Origin of the sequence: Delftia tsuruhatensis NBRC 16741 (genome assembly GCF_001571325.1) — a bacterium.
Lineage (GTDB): Bacteria > Pseudomonadota > Gammaproteobacteria > Burkholderiales > Burkholderiaceae_C > Comamonas > Comamonas tsuruhatensis.
The window spans coordinates 24,331-43,613 of sequence record NZ_BCTO01000050.1; the positions used below are offsets into that span (position 1 = coordinate 24,331).

At 68.3% G+C, this 19,283-nt stretch carries 19 protein-coding genes; 10 read left to right on the forward strand and 9 right to left on the reverse strand.

What is annotated here, in order from left to right; genetic code table 11:
* Genes DTS01S_RS22965 through DTS01S_RS31310 form a run of 3 tightly spaced genes read right to left on the reverse strand, consistent with a single transcriptional unit; the run spans position 1 to position 2,458 of the window.
* The gene (locus DTS01S_RS22965; protein ID WP_017405873.1) at positions 1-1,476 is read right to left on the reverse strand and encodes an efflux transporter outer membrane subunit; all 1,476 of its coding nucleotides are present in this window, start codon (positions 1,474-1,476) and stop codon (positions 1-3) included.
* Positions 1,477-1,509: 33 nt separating this feature from the next.
* Positions 1,510-2,277: an enoyl-ACP reductase FabI gene (gene fabI / locus DTS01S_RS22970; RefSeq protein WP_016449534.1), complete on the reverse strand. Its 768-nt coding sequence runs from the start codon at positions 2,275-2,277 to the stop codon at positions 1,510-1,512.
* Between the two features lie 58 nt (positions 2,278-2,335).
* Entirely contained in the window at positions 2,336-2,458 is a 123-nt protein-coding gene (locus DTS01S_RS31310; protein ID WP_255247329.1) for a hypothetical protein, read from the reverse strand.
* A gap of 379 nt (positions 2,459-2,837) precedes the next feature.
* Between DTS01S_RS31310 and DTS01S_RS22975 the strand changes: the two genes are divergently transcribed.
* From DTS01S_RS22975 to trpC, 8 genes are all read left to right on the forward strand, one after another.
* A complete protein-coding gene (locus tag DTS01S_RS22975; RefSeq protein WP_061288982.1) occupies positions 2,838-4,334 on the forward strand; it encodes a hypothetical protein in 1,497 nt (498 codons plus the stop codon).
* A gap of 167 nt (positions 4,335-4,501) precedes the next feature.
* A complete protein-coding gene (locus tag DTS01S_RS22980) occupies positions 4,502-5,614 on the forward strand; it encodes a hypothetical protein (protein ID WP_061288985.1) in 1,113 nt (370 codons plus the stop codon).
* Between the two features lie 22 nt (positions 5,615-5,636).
* Positions 5,637-6,881, forward strand: coding sequence for a toxic anion resistance protein (locus tag DTS01S_RS22985; RefSeq protein WP_061288988.1), 1,245 nt, complete (start codon positions 5,637-5,639; stop codon positions 6,879-6,881).
* Positions 6,882-6,883: 2 nt separating this feature from the next.
* Positions 6,884-8,494: a vWA domain-containing protein gene (locus DTS01S_RS22990; protein WP_061288990.1), complete on the forward strand. Its 1,611-nt coding sequence runs from the start codon at positions 6,884-6,886 to the stop codon at positions 8,492-8,494.
* Between the two features lie 28 nt (positions 8,495-8,522).
* Positions 8,523-9,146, forward strand: coding sequence for a hypothetical protein (locus tag DTS01S_RS22995; protein WP_061288993.1), 624 nt, complete (start codon positions 8,523-8,525; stop codon positions 9,144-9,146).
* Between the two features lie 398 nt (positions 9,147-9,544).
* Positions 9,545-10,132, forward strand: coding sequence for an anthranilate synthase component II (locus tag DTS01S_RS23000; RefSeq protein ID WP_034366390.1), 588 nt, complete (start codon positions 9,545-9,547; stop codon positions 10,130-10,132).
* 29 nt (positions 10,133-10,161) lie between these two features.
* Positions 10,162-11,196 carry an anthranilate phosphoribosyltransferase gene (gene trpD / locus DTS01S_RS23005; protein ID WP_013804671.1) on the forward strand — a complete coding sequence of 345 codons (1,035 nt, stop codon included), beginning with the start codon at positions 10,162-10,164 and terminating at the stop codon, positions 11,194-11,196.
* Between the two features lie 50 nt (positions 11,197-11,246).
* On the forward strand, positions 11,247-12,050 hold the full coding sequence (gene trpC, locus DTS01S_RS23010; RefSeq protein WP_061288996.1) for an indole-3-glycerol phosphate synthase TrpC: 804 nt from the start codon (positions 11,247-11,249) through the stop codon (positions 12,048-12,050).
* Here trpC and DTS01S_RS23015 read toward each other — a convergent pair.
* The gene (locus DTS01S_RS23015) at positions 12,047-12,370 is read right to left on the reverse strand and encodes a helix-turn-helix domain-containing protein (protein WP_016449541.1); all 324 of its coding nucleotides are present in this window, start codon (positions 12,368-12,370) and stop codon (positions 12,047-12,049) included. The genes trpC and DTS01S_RS23015 overlap by 4 nt on opposite strands.
* Before the next feature lie 5 nt (positions 12,371-12,375).
* Positions 12,376-13,704: a type II toxin-antitoxin system HipA family toxin gene (locus tag DTS01S_RS23020; protein WP_026062510.1), complete on the reverse strand. Its 1,329-nt coding sequence runs from the start codon at positions 13,702-13,704 to the stop codon at positions 12,376-12,378.
* A gap of 233 nt (positions 13,705-13,937) precedes the next feature.
* Between DTS01S_RS23020 and DTS01S_RS23025 the strand changes: the two genes are divergently transcribed.
* The gene (locus tag DTS01S_RS23025) at positions 13,938-14,669 is read left to right on the forward strand and encodes a uracil-DNA glycosylase (protein ID WP_017405881.1); all 732 of its coding nucleotides are present in this window, start codon (positions 13,938-13,940) and stop codon (positions 14,667-14,669) included.
* Here the strand turns inward: DTS01S_RS23025 and DTS01S_RS23030 are convergent.
* On the reverse strand, positions 14,663-16,696 hold the full coding sequence (locus DTS01S_RS23030; protein WP_061288997.1) for an alkyl/aryl-sulfatase: 2,034 nt from the start codon (positions 16,694-16,696) through the stop codon (positions 14,663-14,665). The genes DTS01S_RS23025 and DTS01S_RS23030 overlap by 7 nt on opposite strands.
* Positions 16,697-16,785: 89 nt before the next feature.
* Between DTS01S_RS23030 and DTS01S_RS23035 the strand changes: the two genes are divergently transcribed.
* On the forward strand, positions 16,786-17,499 hold the full coding sequence (locus tag DTS01S_RS23035) for a Crp/Fnr family transcriptional regulator (protein WP_016449545.1): 714 nt from the start codon (positions 16,786-16,788) through the stop codon (positions 17,497-17,499).
* A 59-nt stretch (positions 17,500-17,558) separates the two neighbouring features.
* Here DTS01S_RS23035 and DTS01S_RS30950 read toward each other — a convergent pair whose 3' ends face one another.
* Genes DTS01S_RS30950 through DTS01S_RS23045 form a run of 3 tightly spaced genes read right to left on the reverse strand, consistent with a single transcriptional unit; the run spans position 17,559 to position 18,886 of the window.
* On the reverse strand, positions 17,559-17,696 hold the full coding sequence (locus DTS01S_RS30950) for a hypothetical protein (RefSeq protein ID WP_017405883.1): 138 nt from the start codon (positions 17,694-17,696) through the stop codon (positions 17,559-17,561).
* Entirely contained in the window at positions 17,686-18,234 is a 549-nt protein-coding gene (locus DTS01S_RS23040) for a GTP-binding protein (protein ID WP_061289000.1), read from the reverse strand. The genes DTS01S_RS30950 and DTS01S_RS23040 overlap by 11 nt, the downstream gene beginning before the upstream one ends.
* A complete protein-coding gene (locus DTS01S_RS23045) occupies positions 18,227-18,886 on the reverse strand; it encodes a hypothetical protein (RefSeq protein ID WP_016453992.1) in 660 nt (219 codons plus the stop codon). The genes DTS01S_RS23040 and DTS01S_RS23045 overlap by 8 nt, the downstream gene beginning before the upstream one ends.
* Between the last annotated feature and the right edge of the window lie 397 nt (positions 18,887-19,283).

Here is a 19,283-nt window from a genome sequence, read left to right on the forward strand (position 1 = left end):
TCAGGAATTCGGGGGATCGGCAGGCGTGGCCGGCACGGTGGCGGGCAGCGCGGCAGGTTCCGCGCCGCTGCCGCCGCCCAGGGCGGCATACAGGCCCACCTGGCTGGACAGCAGGGCGCGCCGCGCCTGCACCAGTTGCTGGCGTGCGGCCAGCAGGTCGCGCTGGGCGTCCAGCACCTCCAGGTAGGCGGCCGAGCCGTTGTCGTAGCGCAGCTGCGCCAGCCGCGCGCGCTCGGCCTGGGCCTGCACGGCGGTGCGCTGCACGGTGATCTGTTCGGACAGCCAGCGGCGCGCGGCCAGGCCATCGGCCACCTCGCGGAAGGCGGTCTGTATGGCTTTCTCGTACTGGGCCACGGCCATGTCGCTGCGGATCTCGCCCAGCTCCAGGTTGGCGCGGCGCCGGCCGCCGTCGAAGATGGGCAGGGACACCGTGGGCACGAAGGCCCAGGCGCGGCTGCCGCCGTCGAACAGGCCGTCGAGTTCGGCGCTGGCCGTGCCCCAGCGGGCGGTGAGCGCAATGCGCGGGAAGAAGGCGGCGCGCGCCGCGCCGATCTGGGCCCGGGCCGCGCGCAACTGGTGCTCGGCCGCGGCAATGTCGGGCCGCGCCGTGAGCAGTTCCGAGGGCAGGCCCGGCCGCAGCTCGGCCAGCACCAGGGCGTCGTCAAAGGGTGCGGCGGCGGGCAGCGGGCCCGGGTGGGCGCCGACCAGCTGGGCCAGTGCGTGCAGCTGCTGCGCGCGTGCCAGCTCCAGCTGGGCCAGCAGGGCCTGCGCCTGGGTCAGCAGGGTCTGGACCTGGGTCAGCTGCAGGCGCGAGCTGGCGCCCACGGCCTCGCGGCGCGTGAAGATGCGAAAGGATTCCTGGCGCGTGGCCAGCGTCTCGCGCGCAATGGCCACGCGCTCGTCCAGCTCGCGCAGGCCCAGGTAGCCGTCGGCCACCTGGGCGATCAGCGCGGTCTGCACGGCGTGGCGGCCCGCATCGCTGGCCAGCCAGGTCTGCAGGGCCGCGTCCTTGAGGCTGCGCACGCGGCCCCACAGGTCCAGCTCCCAGCTGCTGAAGCCGACCTCGGCGCGGTACTCGCCGCTGACCACGGAGCGGCCCGAGAGGTTGAGATCGCCAGGCACGCGCGCCCGTGCAGCCTGGCCGCCCACGCCAATGGCCGGGAACAGCTCGGAGCGCTGGATCTGGAAGGCCGCGCGCGCCTCTTCGGCGCGCAGCGCGGCCACGCGCAGGTCGCGGTTGTGCTCCAGCGCGGTGGCGATCAGCTGGCGCAGCACGGGGTCGGTGAAGTACTCGCGCCAGGGCAGGCCGGCGGCGGCGACACCCTGGGCGCCCGCCTGCAAATGGGCAGGCCAGGCCTCGGGCGTGGGCAGGGGCGGCGGCTCGTGCGGCGGCGCCAGGGAGGCACATCCCGCCAGGGCGGCGGCCAGTGCGGCTGCCAGCGCGGCGGCGGCGGTTCGGGGGAATGGGAGGGTCATCTGCAGTGCTGCGGGGCGCCGGTGCGGCAGCCGCTAGTTGAGGATGTGGTGGCCGCCATCGACATACAGCGTGCAGCCCGTGATGGCGCGCGCCCCGTCCGAGGCCAGGAAGGCGCACAGCGGCCCCACGTCGTCGGGCTGCAATTCGCCGGCAATGGGCGAGCGGCGCACGCTGTCGGCCACGAGTTCATCGAACGCGGCAATGCCCGAGGCCGCGCGCGTGGCGATGGGCCCGGGCGAGACGGCATTGACGCGGATGCGCGAGGGGCCGAGCTCGGCCGCCAGGTAGCGCGTGGTGGACTCCAGCGCGGCCTTGACCGGGCCCATGATTCCGTAGTGCGGCATGACCTCGCTGGCGCCCAGGTAGCTCAGCGTCATGAGGCTGCCGCCGCTGGCGGCCATCAGCGGCTCGGCCAGGTGCGCCATGCGGATGAAGGAGTGGCAGGAGATGTCCATGGCCAGCGCAAAGCCCTCGCGGGAGCTGTCTACCACGCGGCCCTGCAGGTCCTTGCGCGGGGCGTAGGCCACGGCGTGCAGCACGAAGTCCAGCCGGCCCCAGCGCACGGCGGCGGCATCGAACAGCGCGCGCATCTGCTCGTCGTCGCCCACGTCCAGCGGCATGCGCAGCTCGGCACCGATCTCGTCGAGCAGGGGCTCCACATGCGCCCGGGCCTTGTCGTTCTGCCAGGTCGCGCCGATCTCGGCGCCCGCCGCATGCATGGCCCGGGCACAGGCCCAGGCAATGCTGTCGCGGTTGGCGATGCCGACGATCAGGCCCTTTTTGCCAGCCAATAGCGTCATCTCGAATGCTCCAGATCAGAAGGTCTGCCGGGAAACAGGCCGCCTTGGGGCGGCTTCGTCAGGAATCACGGGGCCATGGCGCGGCATTGCCGACATATGCGCCACGGCGAATGTTTGTATTTCCTGTGACTACGAAGCTTTTGATAGCTTGTTTTGATGCATGCAAATCAAAGGTTTGCATGCCAATATCGTCTCCTGGTCTTTTTCATTCTATCTATGTTGCACTGCAGCGACCGATTTTGGCGATGCCGTTTCGTTATATCGATGCAGTTCACTCCATAGTCTTGACTCAGGTCAAAGAGGGCTGCCTCACGGGGAGAATGCCGCTTGCCGCCGGTTGCTGTGCCCAGTAGAGCAATGGTGTCTTTTTGCGCCAACAGCCGAGCATTCTCTGTATTGGCCGGATTTCAATGAATACAAGGTATTCACACCATATTGGTGCATGGGAGGTAAAGAAAACCGGAAATCTGCCGATGGTCCGTGGACAGAGAAAATCCCCGGCCTGCAAAGGCCTGGGCCGCCATTCAGTCGGGACAAGACCGAAGGAAGATGTTCAATCCATGACCAGCATTTCATCCACCGGCGCCAGCTTTGCCGCCAGCGCAGCGGGCATGCGGCCCACGGTGTCCGTGAGGTCGTCAGCGACCACGGCAGCTGCTGCACCCGCCGACCCGGGCACGCAGGTCACGCTGGGCCAGTCCGCAGGGTCCAGCGTCATCTATGCCAAACCGCAGCCCGTGGAACTGGGCCAGTTCAGGCTGACCCGGGCCTGGGCCTCGCAAGACAGGGACGACATCAGCACCCTGATGGCGCGCAACCTGGGCCTGGGCCCGTCGGCCAGCCTGGCCGACCGCTGGCGCGGCCTGGGCGGCGCCCTGCTGTCGCGCTTTGCGGCCGCGCCGTCGGACTACCAGCAGACGGTTGCGGAGTACCAGGCGCCCACGGCGGCCGACTCCGTCGCAGGCAGCGCGGATGCGCAGGCCCTGGACAAGTCCGCACTGAGCGATGTGTCCGTGGGCGCTGCCACCGTGAGCCTGAAGATCCGCACGCAATCGGGCCAGACCGTGGAGCTGCGGATTGCCACGAACGACGGCAGCGAAGCGGGCAGCAGCAGCGGGCTGCGGGTCGAGGTCAAGAGTTCCGGCACCTTGAGCCAGGCCGAGAGCGCGGCCATCGCCCAGCTGGCCGACGGGCTGGACGAAGCGCTGGAAGGCCTGGGAAAGCCGGGCAAGCCCCAGCTGGAACTGGGCAAGCTGATGGACTTCGATCGCAGCGTGCTGTCCGGCCTGGACCTGGACATCAAGAACCCCAAGCCTTCGCAGCCCCTGTCCTCGTTCAGCCTGCATGTGGGCGCCGATGGCCGATCGGTGGCGATGAAGGGCGCGGCGGGCGAGCTGGCCGTCAACCTGGAGTCCGACGCGCCCGCAGGCGCCAGCGCGTCGCAGCGCCAGTCCGCGCTGGACCAGCATCTGAAGCGCTTTGATGCCGCCGCGCAGCGCGGCCGTGCGGATGCGGCGCTGGTGGACATGTTCAAGAGTGCCTTCAGTCAGCTGCACAACGCGCAGGCGCCGGCCGCGCCGGGCGCCATCGTCGCGCTCTCCGGGCTGGAGCGTTCCGTGCAGTCCCTGCAAAGCGGCCTGGCCGATTTCCAGGCCAGCTTCAGCGGTGACTTCGAGAACACCAACGAATTCGGCGCCGTGACCGAAATCGGCCGCGCCGAGTACCAGGTGGGCCAGAAGACCACCCGGCAGTCCCGCGGCAGGGAGGGCGAGTCGATCGCCCAGGTGGTGACCGAGTCCCTGAACGCCGAGTCCAAAAAGGCGCGCAACCGCAGCATGCTGGATTTGCAGTCGGGCAACTATGACCTGACCAAGGTGCAGGACAGCCGCACCATCACCACGCTGATCGAGACAGCCGGCAAGCAGGTCACCGGCGCGCTGCGCAAGACGCAGGAGCGCCAGATGCAGACGTGGGACCAGCTGGTGGAGCACCGCACCCAGCAGCACCGCGAAACGCCCGGTGGGCGCAGCTTCACTGAGCAACTCGCGTTGAGGTAGTCGCGCTGAGATAGTCGCGTTGAGGTAGTCGCGGCGCGGGCCGGGCCGTGTGTCGTCGTTGTGTCACAAAACTTCCGTATAAGAAGTTTTTTTGAACAAGACATGACAACGGCCCGCGCGTTCATGACCGAATTTCATCTTGCCGTCATCCAGGGCGGAGCCACTCAATGAACGCGCGCCGTGCTTTGGCGGCGGGGCTGGCGGCGCTGCTGCTGGCGGCCGTGGGCGGCGGCGTCTGGTACTCGCGCACGGCCCTGGTGCAGGACCGCCAGGCGCAGCTGACGCAGCAGCAGTCCGTGACGGCACGCGGCCTGATCGGCTCCGAGAAGGAAGCCTTCTTCCAGGACGAGCGCGTGCGCGACGTGCTGGCGCGCCACGGCGTGACGGTGACGGTGCAAAAGGCCGGCTCGCGCAGCATTGCCAACAGCTACGACCCCAAGCAGTACGACTTCGGCTTTCCCTCGGGGGCGCCGGCTGCGGCCCAGCTCAAGGCGGCGGCCAGGGCCGGCACGGTCTACACGCCGTTCTACACGCCCATCGTGTTCGCCAGCTGGCGGCCCATTGCCGAGATCCTGATCGCCAACGGCGTTGCGCAAAAGCAGGGCGACTTCTTTTACGTGACCGATCTGCCGGCCCTGCTGGCCATGGCCGGCAAGGGCACGCGCTGGCGTGACCTGAAGGCCTCCGGCGCCTTTGCCACCGGCAAGGCCGTGCTGCCCGCCAGCACCGATGTGCGCAGCTCCAACAGCGCGGCCATGTACCTGGCGCTGGCCAGCTATGTGCTCAACGGCCAGCAGGTGGTGCAAAGCCCGGCCGACCTGGAGCGCGTGATGCCGCAGGTGGCGCCGCTGTTTTTGCGCCAGGGTTTCCAGGAAAGCTCGTCGGCCGGCCCCTTCGAGGACTACCTGGCCCTGGGCATGGGCAAGGCGCCGCTGCTGGTGGCCTATGAATCGCAGCTGGTGGAGTTCCTGCTGCGCCACCCGCAGCGCAGGAGCGGCGAGATGGTGATGCTCTACCCGCAGCCCACGCTGTATTCCAAGCATGTGCTCGTGCCCTACACGCCTGCGGGCGATCGCGTGGGCCAGCTGCTCGAATCCGATCCGCAGCTGCGCGCATTGGCGCAGGAATACGGCTTTCGCACCGGCGGCGACACGCACGGGCCCGAGCGCTGGGCCGGGCAGGGCGTGCAGGCGCCCGCGCAGCTGGTGGATGTGATCGAACCGCCCAGCCAGGAGTGGCTGGAGCGAATGATCGTGGACATGGAGCAGCGCTTCAAATGACCGAACGTTCCAGGAGCAACCGATGAGCAACACCCCCCAGACCACCGCTGCCAGCGCCGCCGTGGCCGTGCCTGCGCAGGAGCAGGATTTCGTGCTGGAGCCGCCCGCGCCCGCCCTGCCCGTGCCCATCGAGTCGGCCAGCGGCAAGGTCCGCCTCAAGGCCGAGGAAGTGCAGCAGCTGGACGCGCACGTGGCGCAGTTCATCGACGACATCACCGCCAACGACAGCCAGTCGCCCGCCTTCAAGGGCGCGGTCGAGCGCATCCACGGCATGGGCAACAAGGAGGTGCAGGCCGCTGCCGCCGTCTCCAACCGCATGCTAGAGCGCCCCGTCAAGACGCTGAACAACGGCCTGTTCGACCAGGGCAGCCAGATCGGCCAGGGCCTGATCGACCTGCGCCGCCAGGTGGAGGCGCTGGACCCCTCGCGCCAGGACGACCTGTTCAAGCCGCGCAAGCTGCTGGGCCTGATCCCCATGGGCAACAGGCTGGTGGACTACTTCGACAAGTTCCAGTCCAGCCAGAGCCACCTGAACGCCATCATCGACAGCCTCAAGCGCGGCAAGGACGAGCTGCTGCGCGACAACGCCGCCATCGAGCAGGAAAAGGCCAACCTGTGGGGCCTGATGGAGCGGCTGGAGAAATACATCCACATCGGCAAGAAGCTGGACGCGGCGCTGGAGGCCAAGGCGGCGCAGCTGGACGCCAGCGACCCGGAAAAGGCGCGCGTGGTGCGCGAGGACATGCTGTTCTACGCACGCCAGAAGGTCACCGACCTGCTCACCCAGATGGCGGTGAACGTGCAGGGCTACCTGGCGCTGGACCTGGTGCGCAAGAACAACCTCGAACTGGCCAAGGGCGTGGACCGCGCGACCACCACCACGGTCTCTGCCCTGCGCACGGCCGTCATCGTGGCGCAGGCGCTGGCCAACCAGAAGCTGGTGCTGGACCAGATCACGGCGCTGAACACCACCACGGGCAACCTGATCGCCGGCACCAGCGAGCTGCTGCGCGAGCAAAGCGGGAAGATCCACGAGCAGGCGGCCGGCAGCACCATCGACATCGCCAGGCTGCAGCAGGCCTTCGGCAACATCTACCAGACCATGGACGCCATGGCCGACTTCAAGGTCAAGGCCCTGGCCTCCATGCAGACCACGGTGGACACGCTGTCGCAGGAGGTGGACAAGTCCCGCGCCTATCTGGAAAAGAGCCGCCGCGAGGACGTGCGCGAGGCGCTGCAGGCGCCCGCCGGCGAGGTGGTGCTGTGAGCATGTTCCGGCGCCTGGCGGCCTGGTGGCTGCTGGGCCTTGCGCTGGTCCTGGCCGGCTGCGGCAAGTCGCCCGAACCCGCGCCGCAGGCCGCCGCAAAGGCCGATGCGCCCGCCGGTCCCCAGGGTGCGTTCACCGCGCTGGCCGGCTCCGAACTCAAGGACGTGGCGCCCGCGCTGGAGCAGGCCGCCACGGCGGCGGGCGTACCGCTCAAGCTCAGCTATGCAGGCACGCTGGAGATGGTCGAGCGCATCAATGCGGGCGAGCAGTACGACGCCATCCTGCCGCCCAATGGCGCCTATCCCGCGCTGGCGCTGGCGAACAAGCCGCTGGCGCGCGAAAAGCTTTTCTACTCGCGCGTGGCCCTGGGCGTGAAGGCCCCCGTGCTGCAAAAGCTGGGCTGGGACAAGGCACCGCCCACCTGGGCCGACATCGCACGCGCTGCCGCCCAGGGCCGGCTGCGCTACGGCATGACCAATCCGGCCAGCTCCAACACCGGCATGAGCGCGCTGTTCGCCGTGGCCTCGGCCGTGGCCGGCAAGACCGAGGACCTGGACGCCAGGGAGGTCAACGCCAAGGTGCTCAAGGATTTTCTGTCGGGCCAGAAGCTCACGGCAGGCAGCTCCGGCTGGCTGGCCGAGGCCTTCGAGCGCGAGCCTGGCGCCGTCGATGCGCTGGTCAACTACGAGGCCGTGATCCTGCGCCTGAACGAGAAGCTGCCCGCCGCCGACCGCCTGACCCTGGTCTACCCGCGCGACGGCGTGATCTCGGCCGACTATCCGCTGATGCTGCTCAACGCCGGTCGCCGCGCCGACTATGACAAGCTGGTCGCCCAGTTCAAGGCCCCCGCCTTCCAGGGCCAGCCGCTGCGCCAGGCCCAGCTGCGCCCCGCCAGCCCCGAGGCGCAGGCCAGCCCGGCCCTGCCCACGGCGCCCGTGGTGGAGCTGAGCTTTCCGAACCGGCTGGAGGTGATCGATGCCGTGCTCTCGGCCTACCAGAGCGATCTGCGCCGTCCGGCCACCAGCATCTTCGTGCTGGACGTGAGCGGCTCCATGAAGGGTGCGCGGCTGGCGCAGATGAAGGAGGCGCTCAAGCTGCTGTCCGGCGCCGAGGCCTCGGCCGCCAGCCAGCGCTATGCCGCCTTCCAGGCGCGCGAGCGCGTGCTGCTGATTCCGTTCTCGGGCCTGGTCGGCCAGCCCGCGCGCGTGCAGTTCGCGGCGGGCGACCTGCAGGCCGCAAGCGCCCAGGTGCTGGCCTATGCCGACAGCCTGGTGGCTGACGGCGGCACGGCCATCTACGACGCGCTCACGCTGGCCCAGCAGCAGGCCCGCCAGGAACTGCGGGCCGATCCCGAGCGCTTCGTCAGCATCGTGCTGCTGACCGATGGCGCCAACACGGCCGGCCGCGACTGGGCCGCGTTCGAGCGCGAGCAGCGCATGGCGCGCGACGGCGGCGCGCCGCTGGTGCGGGTCTTTCCCATCATCTTTGGCGAGGCGCAGTCCGGCGAAATGCAGGCCCTGGCCGCGCTGACGGGCGGGCGCGCCTTCGATGCGCGCAACACCGGCAAGAGCGGACTGCCGCTGGTGTTCAAGGAAATCCGGGGCTACCAGTGACAGCGCCGCCAGCGATCGGACCCGCCTGATGCGCCGCCTGCAGCTTTTCTTCTACGGCAACGGCAACCTCGCCGGCCTGGCGCTGGCCCTGCTGGGGCCGGTGCTGCTGTTTGCCGGCGTGATCGGCGGCGGCTGGGGCTGGATCACGCTGGGGCTGTACGTCGCGGGCCTGCTGCTGGGCTGGGCCCTGCAGCCCGCGGGCGCCAGCTTCGAGCGGGCGCTGCAGCAGCACTGGAGCGCCGAGGACATCCGCGAACGCATCGACGAGCTGGTGCAAAAGGCCCGCCCGATGCTCACGCCCGAGATGCAAAAGCACCTGGACAGCGTGCGCGGCTCGGTGCACGAGGTGCTGCCCTCGCTGGCCGACGCCGGCCCGGTCTTCAACGACGGCCTGTTCACCGTGCGCGAGACGGTGCTGCAGTACCTGCCCGCCACGCTGTCGCACTATGCGGCGCTGCCGCCGCTGTTCCGTGTCACCCAGCCCGTGCAGGACGGCAAGACGCCCAGGCAGCTGTTGACCGAGCAGCTGGCGCTGCTGGCCGGGCAGATGCAGCAGGTGGTGGCCCATGTGGCGGCCAGCGACGCGCAGGCGCTGCTGGCCAATGGCCGCTTCTTGAAGCAGAAGTTCGACCAGCCGGATTTCCTGAAGTGAGGCGCCTGCAGGGTCGTCCCGCCACGCTGCGCGGACCCTGTGTTAGCATGCTCCGCCATGCAGCCTGCTGCATTCCCGTCTTCCAGACACCTGAACTCTCGATCCAAGACAGCCATGAACGGTACGCCCGTTTCGATCATCGTTGCACAGTGGTGGCGCTTCCAATAAGGAAGCGGCACGTCGTCGCGGTTGCGTACCGCACCTTGCCGCCGTGACGGCAGCAAGGCTCACTCAGCAGATGGCTCCCCGGCACGGCGGCTCCCAGAACCCAGGAGATTGCCCAGATGCCCTCAAATTCCCCCTTCCAGACCCAGGCAGCATTGCGCGCATTCCCGCGCCAGCCTTCGCTGCGGCATGCCCGCGCCACCCGTTTTTCCCTTTGAGACCCAGGAGCCGGTATGACCAGACTGCTGATGATCGACAACTACGACAGCTTCACCTACAACATCGTCCAGTACTTCGGCGAGCTGGGTGCCGATGTCGCCGTGGTGCGCAATGACGAGGCCACGCTGGACGAGGTGATCGCCCTGGTCGAGCGCGAGAAGATCGACCGCCTGGTGATCTCGCCCGGCCCCTGCTCGCCGGCCGAAGCCGGTATTTCCGTGGCGGCCATCCAGCACTTCGCGGGCCGCCTGCCCATCCTGGGCGTGTGCCTGGGCCATCAGAGCATTGGCGCGGCCTTCGGCGGCGACATCGTGCGCGCGGGCCAGCAGATGCATGGCAAGACCAGCGTCATCACCACCGACCGCAAGGGCGTGTTCGCCGACCTGCCCGAGCAGTTCACGGTCAACCGCTACCACTCGCTGGCCATCGCGCGCTCCAGCCTGCCCGCATGCCTGGAGATCACGGCCACCAGCGAGGACGGCGAGATCCAGGGCGTGCGCCACACCAGCCTGGCCATCGAGGGCGTGCAATTCCACCCCGAGAGCATCCTCACCGAGCATGGCCATGCCATGCTCAAGAATTTCCTGGAACAGAAGGCCTGAGCAGGCCGGCACCCAACCGAGACACCGCAATGACCCAGATCACCCCCCAGGAAGCGCTGCAGCGCACCATCGAGCACCGCGAAATCTTCCACGACGAGATGCTGCACCTGATGCGCCTGATCATGCGCGGCGAGCTGTCGCCCGTGATGACGGCGGCCATCGTCACCGGCCTGCGCGTGAAGAAGGAGACCATCGGCGAGATCACGGCCGCGGCCGAGGTCATGCGCGAGTTCTCCAACAAGGTCCATGTGGAGGACAAGCGCCACCTGGTGGACATCGTGGGCACGGGCGGCGATGGCGCCAACACCTTCAACATCTCCACCTGCTCCATCTTCGTGATCGCGGCGGCGGGCGGCAAGGTCAGCAAGCACGGCGGGCGCAGCGTCAGCAGCAAGAGCGGCAGCGCCGACGCCATGGAGGCGCTGGGCGTCAACATCCAGCTCAGCCCCGAGCAGATCGCGCGCAGCATCGCCGACGTGGGCATCGGCTTCATGTTCGCGCCCAACCACCACCCGGCCATGAAGAACGTGGCGCCCGTGCGCAAGGAGCTGGGCGTACGCACCATCTTCAACATCCTGGGCCCGCTGACCAATCCGGCCAGCGCGCCCAACATCCTCATGGGCGTGTTCCACGAGGACCTGGTCGGCATCCAGGTGCGCGCGCTGCAGCGCCTGGGCGCCGAGCACGCCATCGTGGTCTATGGCCGCGACGGCCTGGACGAGATCAGCCTGGGCGCGGGCACCCTGGTGGGCGAGCTCAAGGACGGCGTGGTGCGCGAGTACGAGATCCATCCCGAGGACTTCGGCCTGCGCATGGTGGGCACGCGCGCCTTCAAGGTGGACAATCCCGAGGAATCCAAGGCCATGCTGCTGGGCGTGCTCCATGGCGAAAAGAGTGCCGCGCGCGACATCGTCTGCCTGAACGCGGGTGCCGCCCTGTATGCGGCCAACGTGGCCTCCAGCATCGAGGACGGCATGGCCCGCGCCCAGGCGGCGCTGGACAGCGGCGCTGCCCTGGCCAAGCTCAACGAACTCGTGGCCTACACGGCCCGGCTGACGGCCTGAGCCGCGCAGCCCCCATCGACCACCGAATACAAGAAACCAAGGAAAGCAACGTGTCCGACATCCTCAAGCAAATCTGCGACGTGAAAGTGCAGGAAGTGGCGGCCGCCCAGAAGCGCATGCCCTTCGCGGACATGCGCCGCGACGCCGAAAGCCGCGTGCTCACGCGCGACTTCGTGGGCGCGCTGCGCGCCAAGATCGCCGCCGGCCATGCCGGCGTGATCGCCGAGATCAAGAAGGCCAGCCCCAGCAAGGGCGTGATCCGCGAGGACTTCATCCCCGCCGACATCGCGCAAAGCTATGCCGATGGCGACGGCAAGGGCGTCAGCGCCGCCTGCCTCTCGGTGCTGACCGACAAGCAGTTCTTCCAGGGCAGCGTGGACTATCTCAAGCAGGCGCGCGCCAGCTGCCACCTGCCCGTGCTGCGCAAGGACTTCATGGTCGATCCCTACCAGATCTACGAATCGCGGGCCATGGGCGCCGACTGCGTGCTGCTGATCGCCGCCTGCCTGGACGACGCGCAGATGGCCGAGATGGAACAGATCGCCCACAGCCTGGACATGGCCGTGCTGGTCGAGGTGCACGACGGCGCCGAGCTGGACCGCGCCCTGCGCCTCAAGACCCCGCTGGTGGGCATCAACAACCGCAACCTGCGCAGCTTCGAGGTCAGCATACAGACCACGCTGGACCTGCAAAAGAACGTGCCGGCAGACCGCCTGCTGGTCACCGAGTCGGGCATCGGCAGCCGCGAGGACGTCAAGGCCATGCGCGATGCCGGTATCCACGGCTTCCTGGTGGGCGAGGCCTTCATGCGCGCCAAGGAGCCGGGAGAGGCGCTGGCCAAGCTGTTTGCCTAAGACGCGTCGTTGTGCGGGCCGGCCGGTGAATCCGGGGTCCGCACGATGCGCACCACCCCGAGCTTGAGCCCCAGCATGGCCAAGATGCGGTTCATGGTCTGCACGCTGCCTTCGCTGCGCTCCTGCTCGATGTCCTGCAGCGTTCTATAGGAAACGCCGCAAAGCTTGGCCATCTCGGCCGTGGTCAGCCGCATGGTCTTCTTCAGATGCCGCACGGCCTGCGGCAAAGACCATTCGGGGTGGGCCAGCACATCGTCAATAGCCTGCCTGCGCAGCTCCAGCTGCTGGGCAATGGGAATGGGGGTGAAACGCTTGTCCATGGTCTTCAGCGCAGCGCAGCGAGCTCCTGCGCACGTGCCAGGAGGGCGGGACGCAGGTGGCCGAGAACCTCGGGCTCCAGCCCTAGCGCCAGACCGTCTGCGGCGATGCGCTCCAGCGCGGGAATCATGGCCTTGAGGCCTTTCACCAGTGGATCGCGCTGCAACGGATCCGACTGCGTGCCCCGGCGTTTTCGAGGGAGCTGCGCGGCCAGCGCACAGACGCTATCCAGCACACGGCCCCAATCGGGCCGGCCGCCCTGTTCATCCCGCCAGCGGATGCGTCGGGCAATGCCGTCCGGGTGGAGATACATGGGCGCAAAGTCGTACAGGGGCGTGAGCGCGATGCGGCCATCGAAACCGCGCTGCACGGCGGTGTTGCGCGCGTGGTTGTCCTTGTTGCCCAGGGCCAGGTTGGCAATGTCGCGTTTGATGTATTCGAGCACTTCCTGCTGCGGGTGGCTGCAGTGCCGCATCAGCTCCAGGCAGACCGTGTCATGGTCGGGCACGGCTTCGAAGCCTGGCATGCCGGTCAGCGTGGCAATGCTTTCCTGCGCCAGTCGCGTGACCGCGCCCCGGTGCACCTGCCGGTCAAACCGTCGTATGAACAGCGCACGCTGGTGCAACTCCAGCGGTGCATGCACCCGCAGTCCCAGATCGGCGGCCAGACGCATATAGGTGGCCTCATGCCTGAGGATGCAGGCCAGCTGCGGGTCGGTGCCGCGTCCGAACTTGACGATGTAGTGCTGCACCGCCTGCTCGTCCGCAAGGGTGTGGTCCAGGTACAGCAGACCATCCTGGGCGCGTGTCAGCAGCACCTTGGGCCACTCGCCTTGTATTCCGGAGGACCCGGCAACAAACAGGCCATGCGAGGCAAGGTACTCGGAGAACTCGTCGCCGCGTTGCGCAACCTCCTCGTCGGTGAACCCGCGCATGCCTCCCCCATGGTTGCCCAGCCATTGCGCCGCTTCCTTGACGCGCAGGTTTCCTATGGGGTTACCTGCCCCGGCCAGCAGCAACTGCCAGTCGGCAACCGCACCTGCCAGGGGAGATTGGCCCAGGCGTTGCAGCAGCTCGCGCCGACCAAAGCCTTGAGGCAGCATGTCGATCAGAAAGACTGGCCAATGCACCTGCTGCAGGGGCTCCAGCCCCACAGGCCAACGGGCACAAAGGGCGCGGGCATCGGTGGCGCCCGCATGCTGGACCGCCCAGTCCACGGTATAGCCCGAGTAGGTGCTGGCCTTCCAGCCTTCTCCTTGCTGCCCGCGCAGGTCCACGCTCGCGACGTCGTGCCAGGCGCTGCAGTGGTGCAGTTGTAGAGTGCAGTTTGCGGTCATTTACACGAAATTCTAGGTAAAGCATTGGGCTGACTCAAGGTTTTTCGTATGTTTTTCCGTGTAACCATTGTCTGTCTTTAGGACGCCATTGGAGGCGGACGTACCTCCCCGCCGCAGGGAAAGGTATGCTTGCCGTGATCCAACAGGCATGGCGCTTGCGCCCATGCATTTCAGCTGTACTTTTTTGAGGGAGGCTGCTGCCTCGGCATGTGGCGGCGGTGCCCCCATCCGCCATGGCCCTTCAAGACGACGCAATCGCCCCGGCGCAAGCCGACCAACTCCAATCCGCCGATCCCGCCGACTGGCCCGTTGCGCCCGACTGGCAGCCCCTGGTCGAGGACTTCTTCGCGGGTGCCACGGGCCAGCAGCTGCTGACCTTTCTGCACCAGCGCCTGGAAGCCGGCGCCGTGATCTTTCCGCCCCAGCCGCTGCGCGCGCTGGAGCTGACACCGCCCGATGAGGTGCGCGTGGTCATCCTGGGGCAGGACCCCTACCACGGCCGGGGGCAGGCCGAAGGCCTGTCGTTCTCGGTGGCGCCGGGCGTGCGCATGCCGCCCTCGCTGCAGAACATCTTCAAGGAGATGCAGCGTGACCTGGGCGTGCCCTTCCCGCCGTTCCCCAACCCGGGCGGCAGCCTGGTCAAGTGGGCCAGGAACGGCGTGCTGCTGCTCAACACCTGTCTCACGGTGGAGGAAGGCCAGGCGGCCAGTCACTCGGGCAAGGGATGGGAGCTGCTGACCGATGCGGTGATCCGGCACATCGCCCAGGGCACGCGCCCCGTGGTCTTCATGCTCTGGGGCAGCCATGCGCAGTCCAAGCGCGCCTTCATTCCGGCCGACCGGGGCCATCTGGTGCTGACCAGCAACCATCCCTCGCCGCTGTCGGCGCTGCGCCCGCCCGTGCCCTTCATCGGCAACGGGCACTTCGGCAAGGCGCGCGACTTCCGCGCCCAGCACGGTTACTGAGCGGCCCGCTCGGGGCGTGGCTCCACGATGGGGAACACGCTGTCGAAGCGGTCCAGCATGGACATGAGCGCCGCTACCTTGGAGGCGTCGCCCTCGATGCGCAGCTGGCCGCTCTTGATGGCCTCGGCCATCGTGGTCTCCTGGCCTGCAATGGCGTCCAGCGTGGCGCGCGTCAGGCGCAGGCTGGCATGGGCGGCGGGCGCAAGGCCCGGGCTCTGGGTGAGTGCGCTGTTCTCCAGGTTCAGGCTGCGCTGCTCGCCGGTGTCGGTGAAGGTCCAGTTGAGCACGATGCGCTGGCCTGCGGCCTTGCCCGCGTCCAGCCGCACGCCCAGGTAGTCGAAGAACATCTCCAGCGGCAGGCTGCGCACCAGGTCGCGCGCGGTGCTGCCGGGCCTGGGCAGCTGGGGCACGCCCTGGCGCAGTTCCGCCGCGCCCTGCAGGAAGGCGTTGCGGGCCGTGGCCGATTCCATCTGGTAGCCCAGCTGTTCATAGGCATTGGCCGCCAGGCGGCGTGCTGCCTGGTTGGCCGGGTCGGCGAAGACCAGTTGCGAGGCGATCTGCGCAACCCAGCGGTATTCGCCGCGCTCGTAGTCGGCCTGCGCACGGCGCAGCACGGCGTCGGCGCCACCCATGTATTCCACGGTCTTGCGTGCGGCGGGCACGGGCGGCAGCGCCTCCAGCTGGGCCGGGTTGCCTTCGTAGTAGCCCAGGTAGTGCTGGTAGATGGCGCGGATGTTGTGGCGCAGGTGGCCGTAGAAGGCATGTGTGGCGCCGTCGCGGGCCAGGGATTCGGGCATCTTCAGCATCTCGGCGATCTCCGAGCCCACGTAGCCGTGGTTCATGAGGCGCACGGTCTGGTCGTGCAGGTATTTGTAGGTGTCGCGCTGGCCGGCCAGCATGCGCTGCAGCCGGGGCTGGCCCCAGACCGGCCAGTGGTGCTGGGCAATCATGATCTCGGCCTTGCCACCATAGGCGTGCAGGGCGTCGTTCAGGTGGCGCGACCAGCCCAGCGCATCGCGCACCTGGGCGCCGCGCAGCGGCAGCAGGTTGTGCTGGGTGTGCACGGCGATCTCGGCCATGTTCAGCACCTTGAGCTGGGGGTAGTACATGATCATCTCGGCCGGCGCCTCGGCCCCGGGCGTGAGCGCGAACTCGATGTCCACGCCGTCGATGCGCAGGGTCTCGCGCGGCTCGTCGATCACGCGCGTGGGCGCGATCAGTCCCATGGTGCCGGGCGCACCCGCCTTGCCCAGCCCTGCGTCCACCTGTCCCCTGGCATCGCGCGGCAGCAGCATGCCGAACTGGTAGAGCGCGCGCCGGCCCATGGCGTGGCCGGCGATCACGTTCTCGCCCACGGCCTCGGCCATGAAGCCCGCCGGGGCGATGACCTGCACGCGGCCCGCATCCACCTCTTCCTGGCGCACCACGCCGCGCACGCCGCCGAAATGGTCCACATGGCTGTGCGAGTAGATGACGGCCACCACGGGCTTGCGCGGTCGGTGCTGGTAGTACAGGTCCATGGCGGCCTGGGCGGTCTCGGTGTACATCAGCGGATCGACCACGATCAGGCCGGTCTCGCCCTCGATGATGCTCATGTTCGACAGGTCCAGGCCGCGCACCTGGTAGAGCCTGTCGGTCACCTGGAACAGGCCGCTGACGCGGTTGCGCTGTGCCTGGCGCCACAGCGCGGGGTGCACGGTGTCGGGCGCCTGGTCCTGCTGCAGGAATGCATAGGCCTGCATGCCCCAGATGGGCCGGCCCTGGGCATTGCGCACCACCAGCGCATCCGCCGAGGCGATCAGGCCGCGTTGCGCGTCCTCCATGGCCTGGGCGTCGTCCTGAGGCTGCTGCGCCAGCGCAGCCTGCTGGGCCGCGCGCGTGGCCGCGCTGGCTGCCTGTGGCCGGGCCATGTCGGAGACCGGCAGGCTGCTGCCTGCGCAGGCGCTCAGCAGGGCGGCGGCGGCCAGGCAGGCCAGCAGGCGGCAAGGGCGCGCCAGCGCGCGGGGCAGGGGGTGTGAGGCTTGCATGGGAAGGTCTCCTGGCATGTGTTCGATGTCAGCGGCGAAAATACGCAGGCCCGCCGGCTGTGTCTGTCAGCCACCCGACATCCCTTTCCATGCAAGCTTCCCTCGCCTCTTCCTACCTGCCCACGCTGCGCGCCGGCCGCTGGTTCAGCGCATTGGCGCCGCAGTTTGCCGATTTGCTGCTGGCGCTGGCACAGCCGCGCCGCCTGGAGGCGGGCGAAGCCCTGTTCCTGCGCGGCGATGCGCTGGAGGGCGGTTTGTTCGCCGTGGTCCGCGGCAGCGTCGGTTTCTCCGGTGTGGGCGGCCAGAGCGAGCAGGCGCGCGAGGCGCTGCTCACGCGCATGGGACCAGCCACCTGGTTTGGCGAGATCGCGCTGTTCGACGGTTCGCCGCGCACCCACGATGCCCACGCCATGGAGCCCAGCGTGGTGCTGCAGGTGCCACGCCAGCCGCTGCTGGACTGGCTGCAGCAGCACCCCGCGCACTGGCATGACCTGGGCGTGCTGATGTCGGGGCGCATGCGGGCGGCCTTTGCGGCGCTGGAGGACCTGGCCCTGATGCCCGCACCCCAGCGGCTGGCGCGCCGCCTGGTGGCCATGGCGCGTGGCTACGGCGAGCGGCTGGACGACGTGCCGGCCCGGCCGCGCCTGGATATCACGCAGGAGCAGCTGGCGCGCATGCTGTCGATCTCGCGCCAGACCACCAACGTGCTGCTGCAGGGCCTGCAGGCGCGGGGCCTCATCCGGGTGCAGCGCGGCGAGATCGAGATCCTGCAGTGGCAGGCGCTGTGCGCCGAGCGGTTCTGAGAAGGCCCGGTTGTGTGAGGGTCCATCAAGGCGGCGCTACGTGCTGACTGGCCGCCGTTTCAGACCACCAGCACGCCTTCCACGTCCTGCACCTTGCACCGCGCCAGTGCGAGATGGGCCTTGGCCCTGTCGAGCACCAGGTAGAGGAACAGTCCCTCGCGGTGGGCGCGCGCCTTCAGGGCGGGGTCATTCTGCATGGGGGCTGTCCTGCGACAGGGCTTCGATCTGCAGCAGCAGCAACTCGATCAGTGCCACCACCTGCGCGCGCTCGCGCACATCGGCCGGCACCACCGGGCATAGCAGGCCACGCGACTGCAGGTGCAGGGCAAATCCTTCGAGGTCGGGCCGGCCATGCCGGTCCATGCGGCACACGGCCACCACGCAGGCCGTGGTGCGCAGCGTGGCGGACAGGGCATTGATGTAGGTATCCAGGTCGCCCAGTGGGTCGGGCCGACTGTTGTCGATCAGCAGGATCACCCCCAGCGCGCCGTGCGAGAGGATGTTCCACATGAAGTCGAAGCGCTCCTGGCCCGGCGTGCCGTACAGGTGCAGTTTTTCGCCGTTGTCCAGGGTGAGTTCTCCGTAGTCCATGCCGGCGGTGGTCAGGGCCTTGTCCACTGCCGCATCGGTGTTGCGCACGTCGGTGCTTACCGGAGCGATCTCGCTGATGGCGCGTATGGCGGTGGTCTTGCCCGCGCCCGCGGTTCCGCAAATCAGGATCTTCAGCTCACTCATGCACGGAGGCTCTCGTCAATTGGGCCAGCCGCTGGCGGATGCGGTCGAGAATGCCCTGGGCAGGACCCGGGGCAGCGCTGCTGCGGGGTGCCGCGGCTGTCCAGCGCAGCAGGCCGATGGCATCGAGGCGGTTCAGGAAGGCCGCGCAGATCTCCGGCGCAAGGCCCGAGCGCCGGCACAGCGCCTGCAAGGTGGTCGGCCGGCCCGTCATCAACGTGGCCAGGCGCATGTGGTGCGCGCTTGTCAGCAGCCGCTGGGGGGGCCAGCGCAGCAGCTGCACCAGCATGTCGGTCGCCGCTGCCGGGTGGGGTGCCACCACCATGCGTTGCCCGGATGCCGTTTGGCGCACGGCCAGGGCGCGCAGGCCCATGGCATTGAGGCAGTCCTCCACCGCGTCGGCGCGCAGGGGCAGGCTCAGGTAGTCACCCGTGGGGCGGGTGCTCTGGGGCTGGCGGCCCACGCGCAGCGTCACCCGGCTGGACGGCGGCTCGTGCACGCCGTCATGCAGTACCACCAGGTCGGCCGAGGATTCCGTCCATTCCCAGCGGTGCTGCGTGCGGTGGTCCACCAGCCGCACGAAGGAGCGGAACAGCCTGGCGTCGCGGTCATCGAGGCCGCGCAGCGTGAAGGTGAGAGTGGCACGCTCATCCATGCCGCATTGCCTTCAGCAATTGCAGCCGCAACCGCAATTGCAGTTGCCTTGCCCGCAGGCTCCGGCCTGCCTGTTTCCTTGTGCCCATCACGTTGCCGTTTCCTGTCCTGAATGCGCCGCACGGCAAAGCAAGCCGCGCATGCCAATGATTTCAAAGGAGATGCGGGCGCATCATAGGAAGCGCTTGGAGCGGGAGCGGGCAGTTCGCCAGCGTGATTCGGAATCGTCCGATATGTATCCGGATCAGTCCTAGCGCATTGCGTTCCTGCAGCGAGACTTCAGACGCTTTGAGCGGTTTTTTTGTCGCTTCCGGATTTTCGGAGGCATGGCGGCGCTGAAAAACAGGAGTTATCTGGTTGTTGTAACCAAGACCTTGGAATGCATTGCCAATTCAGCA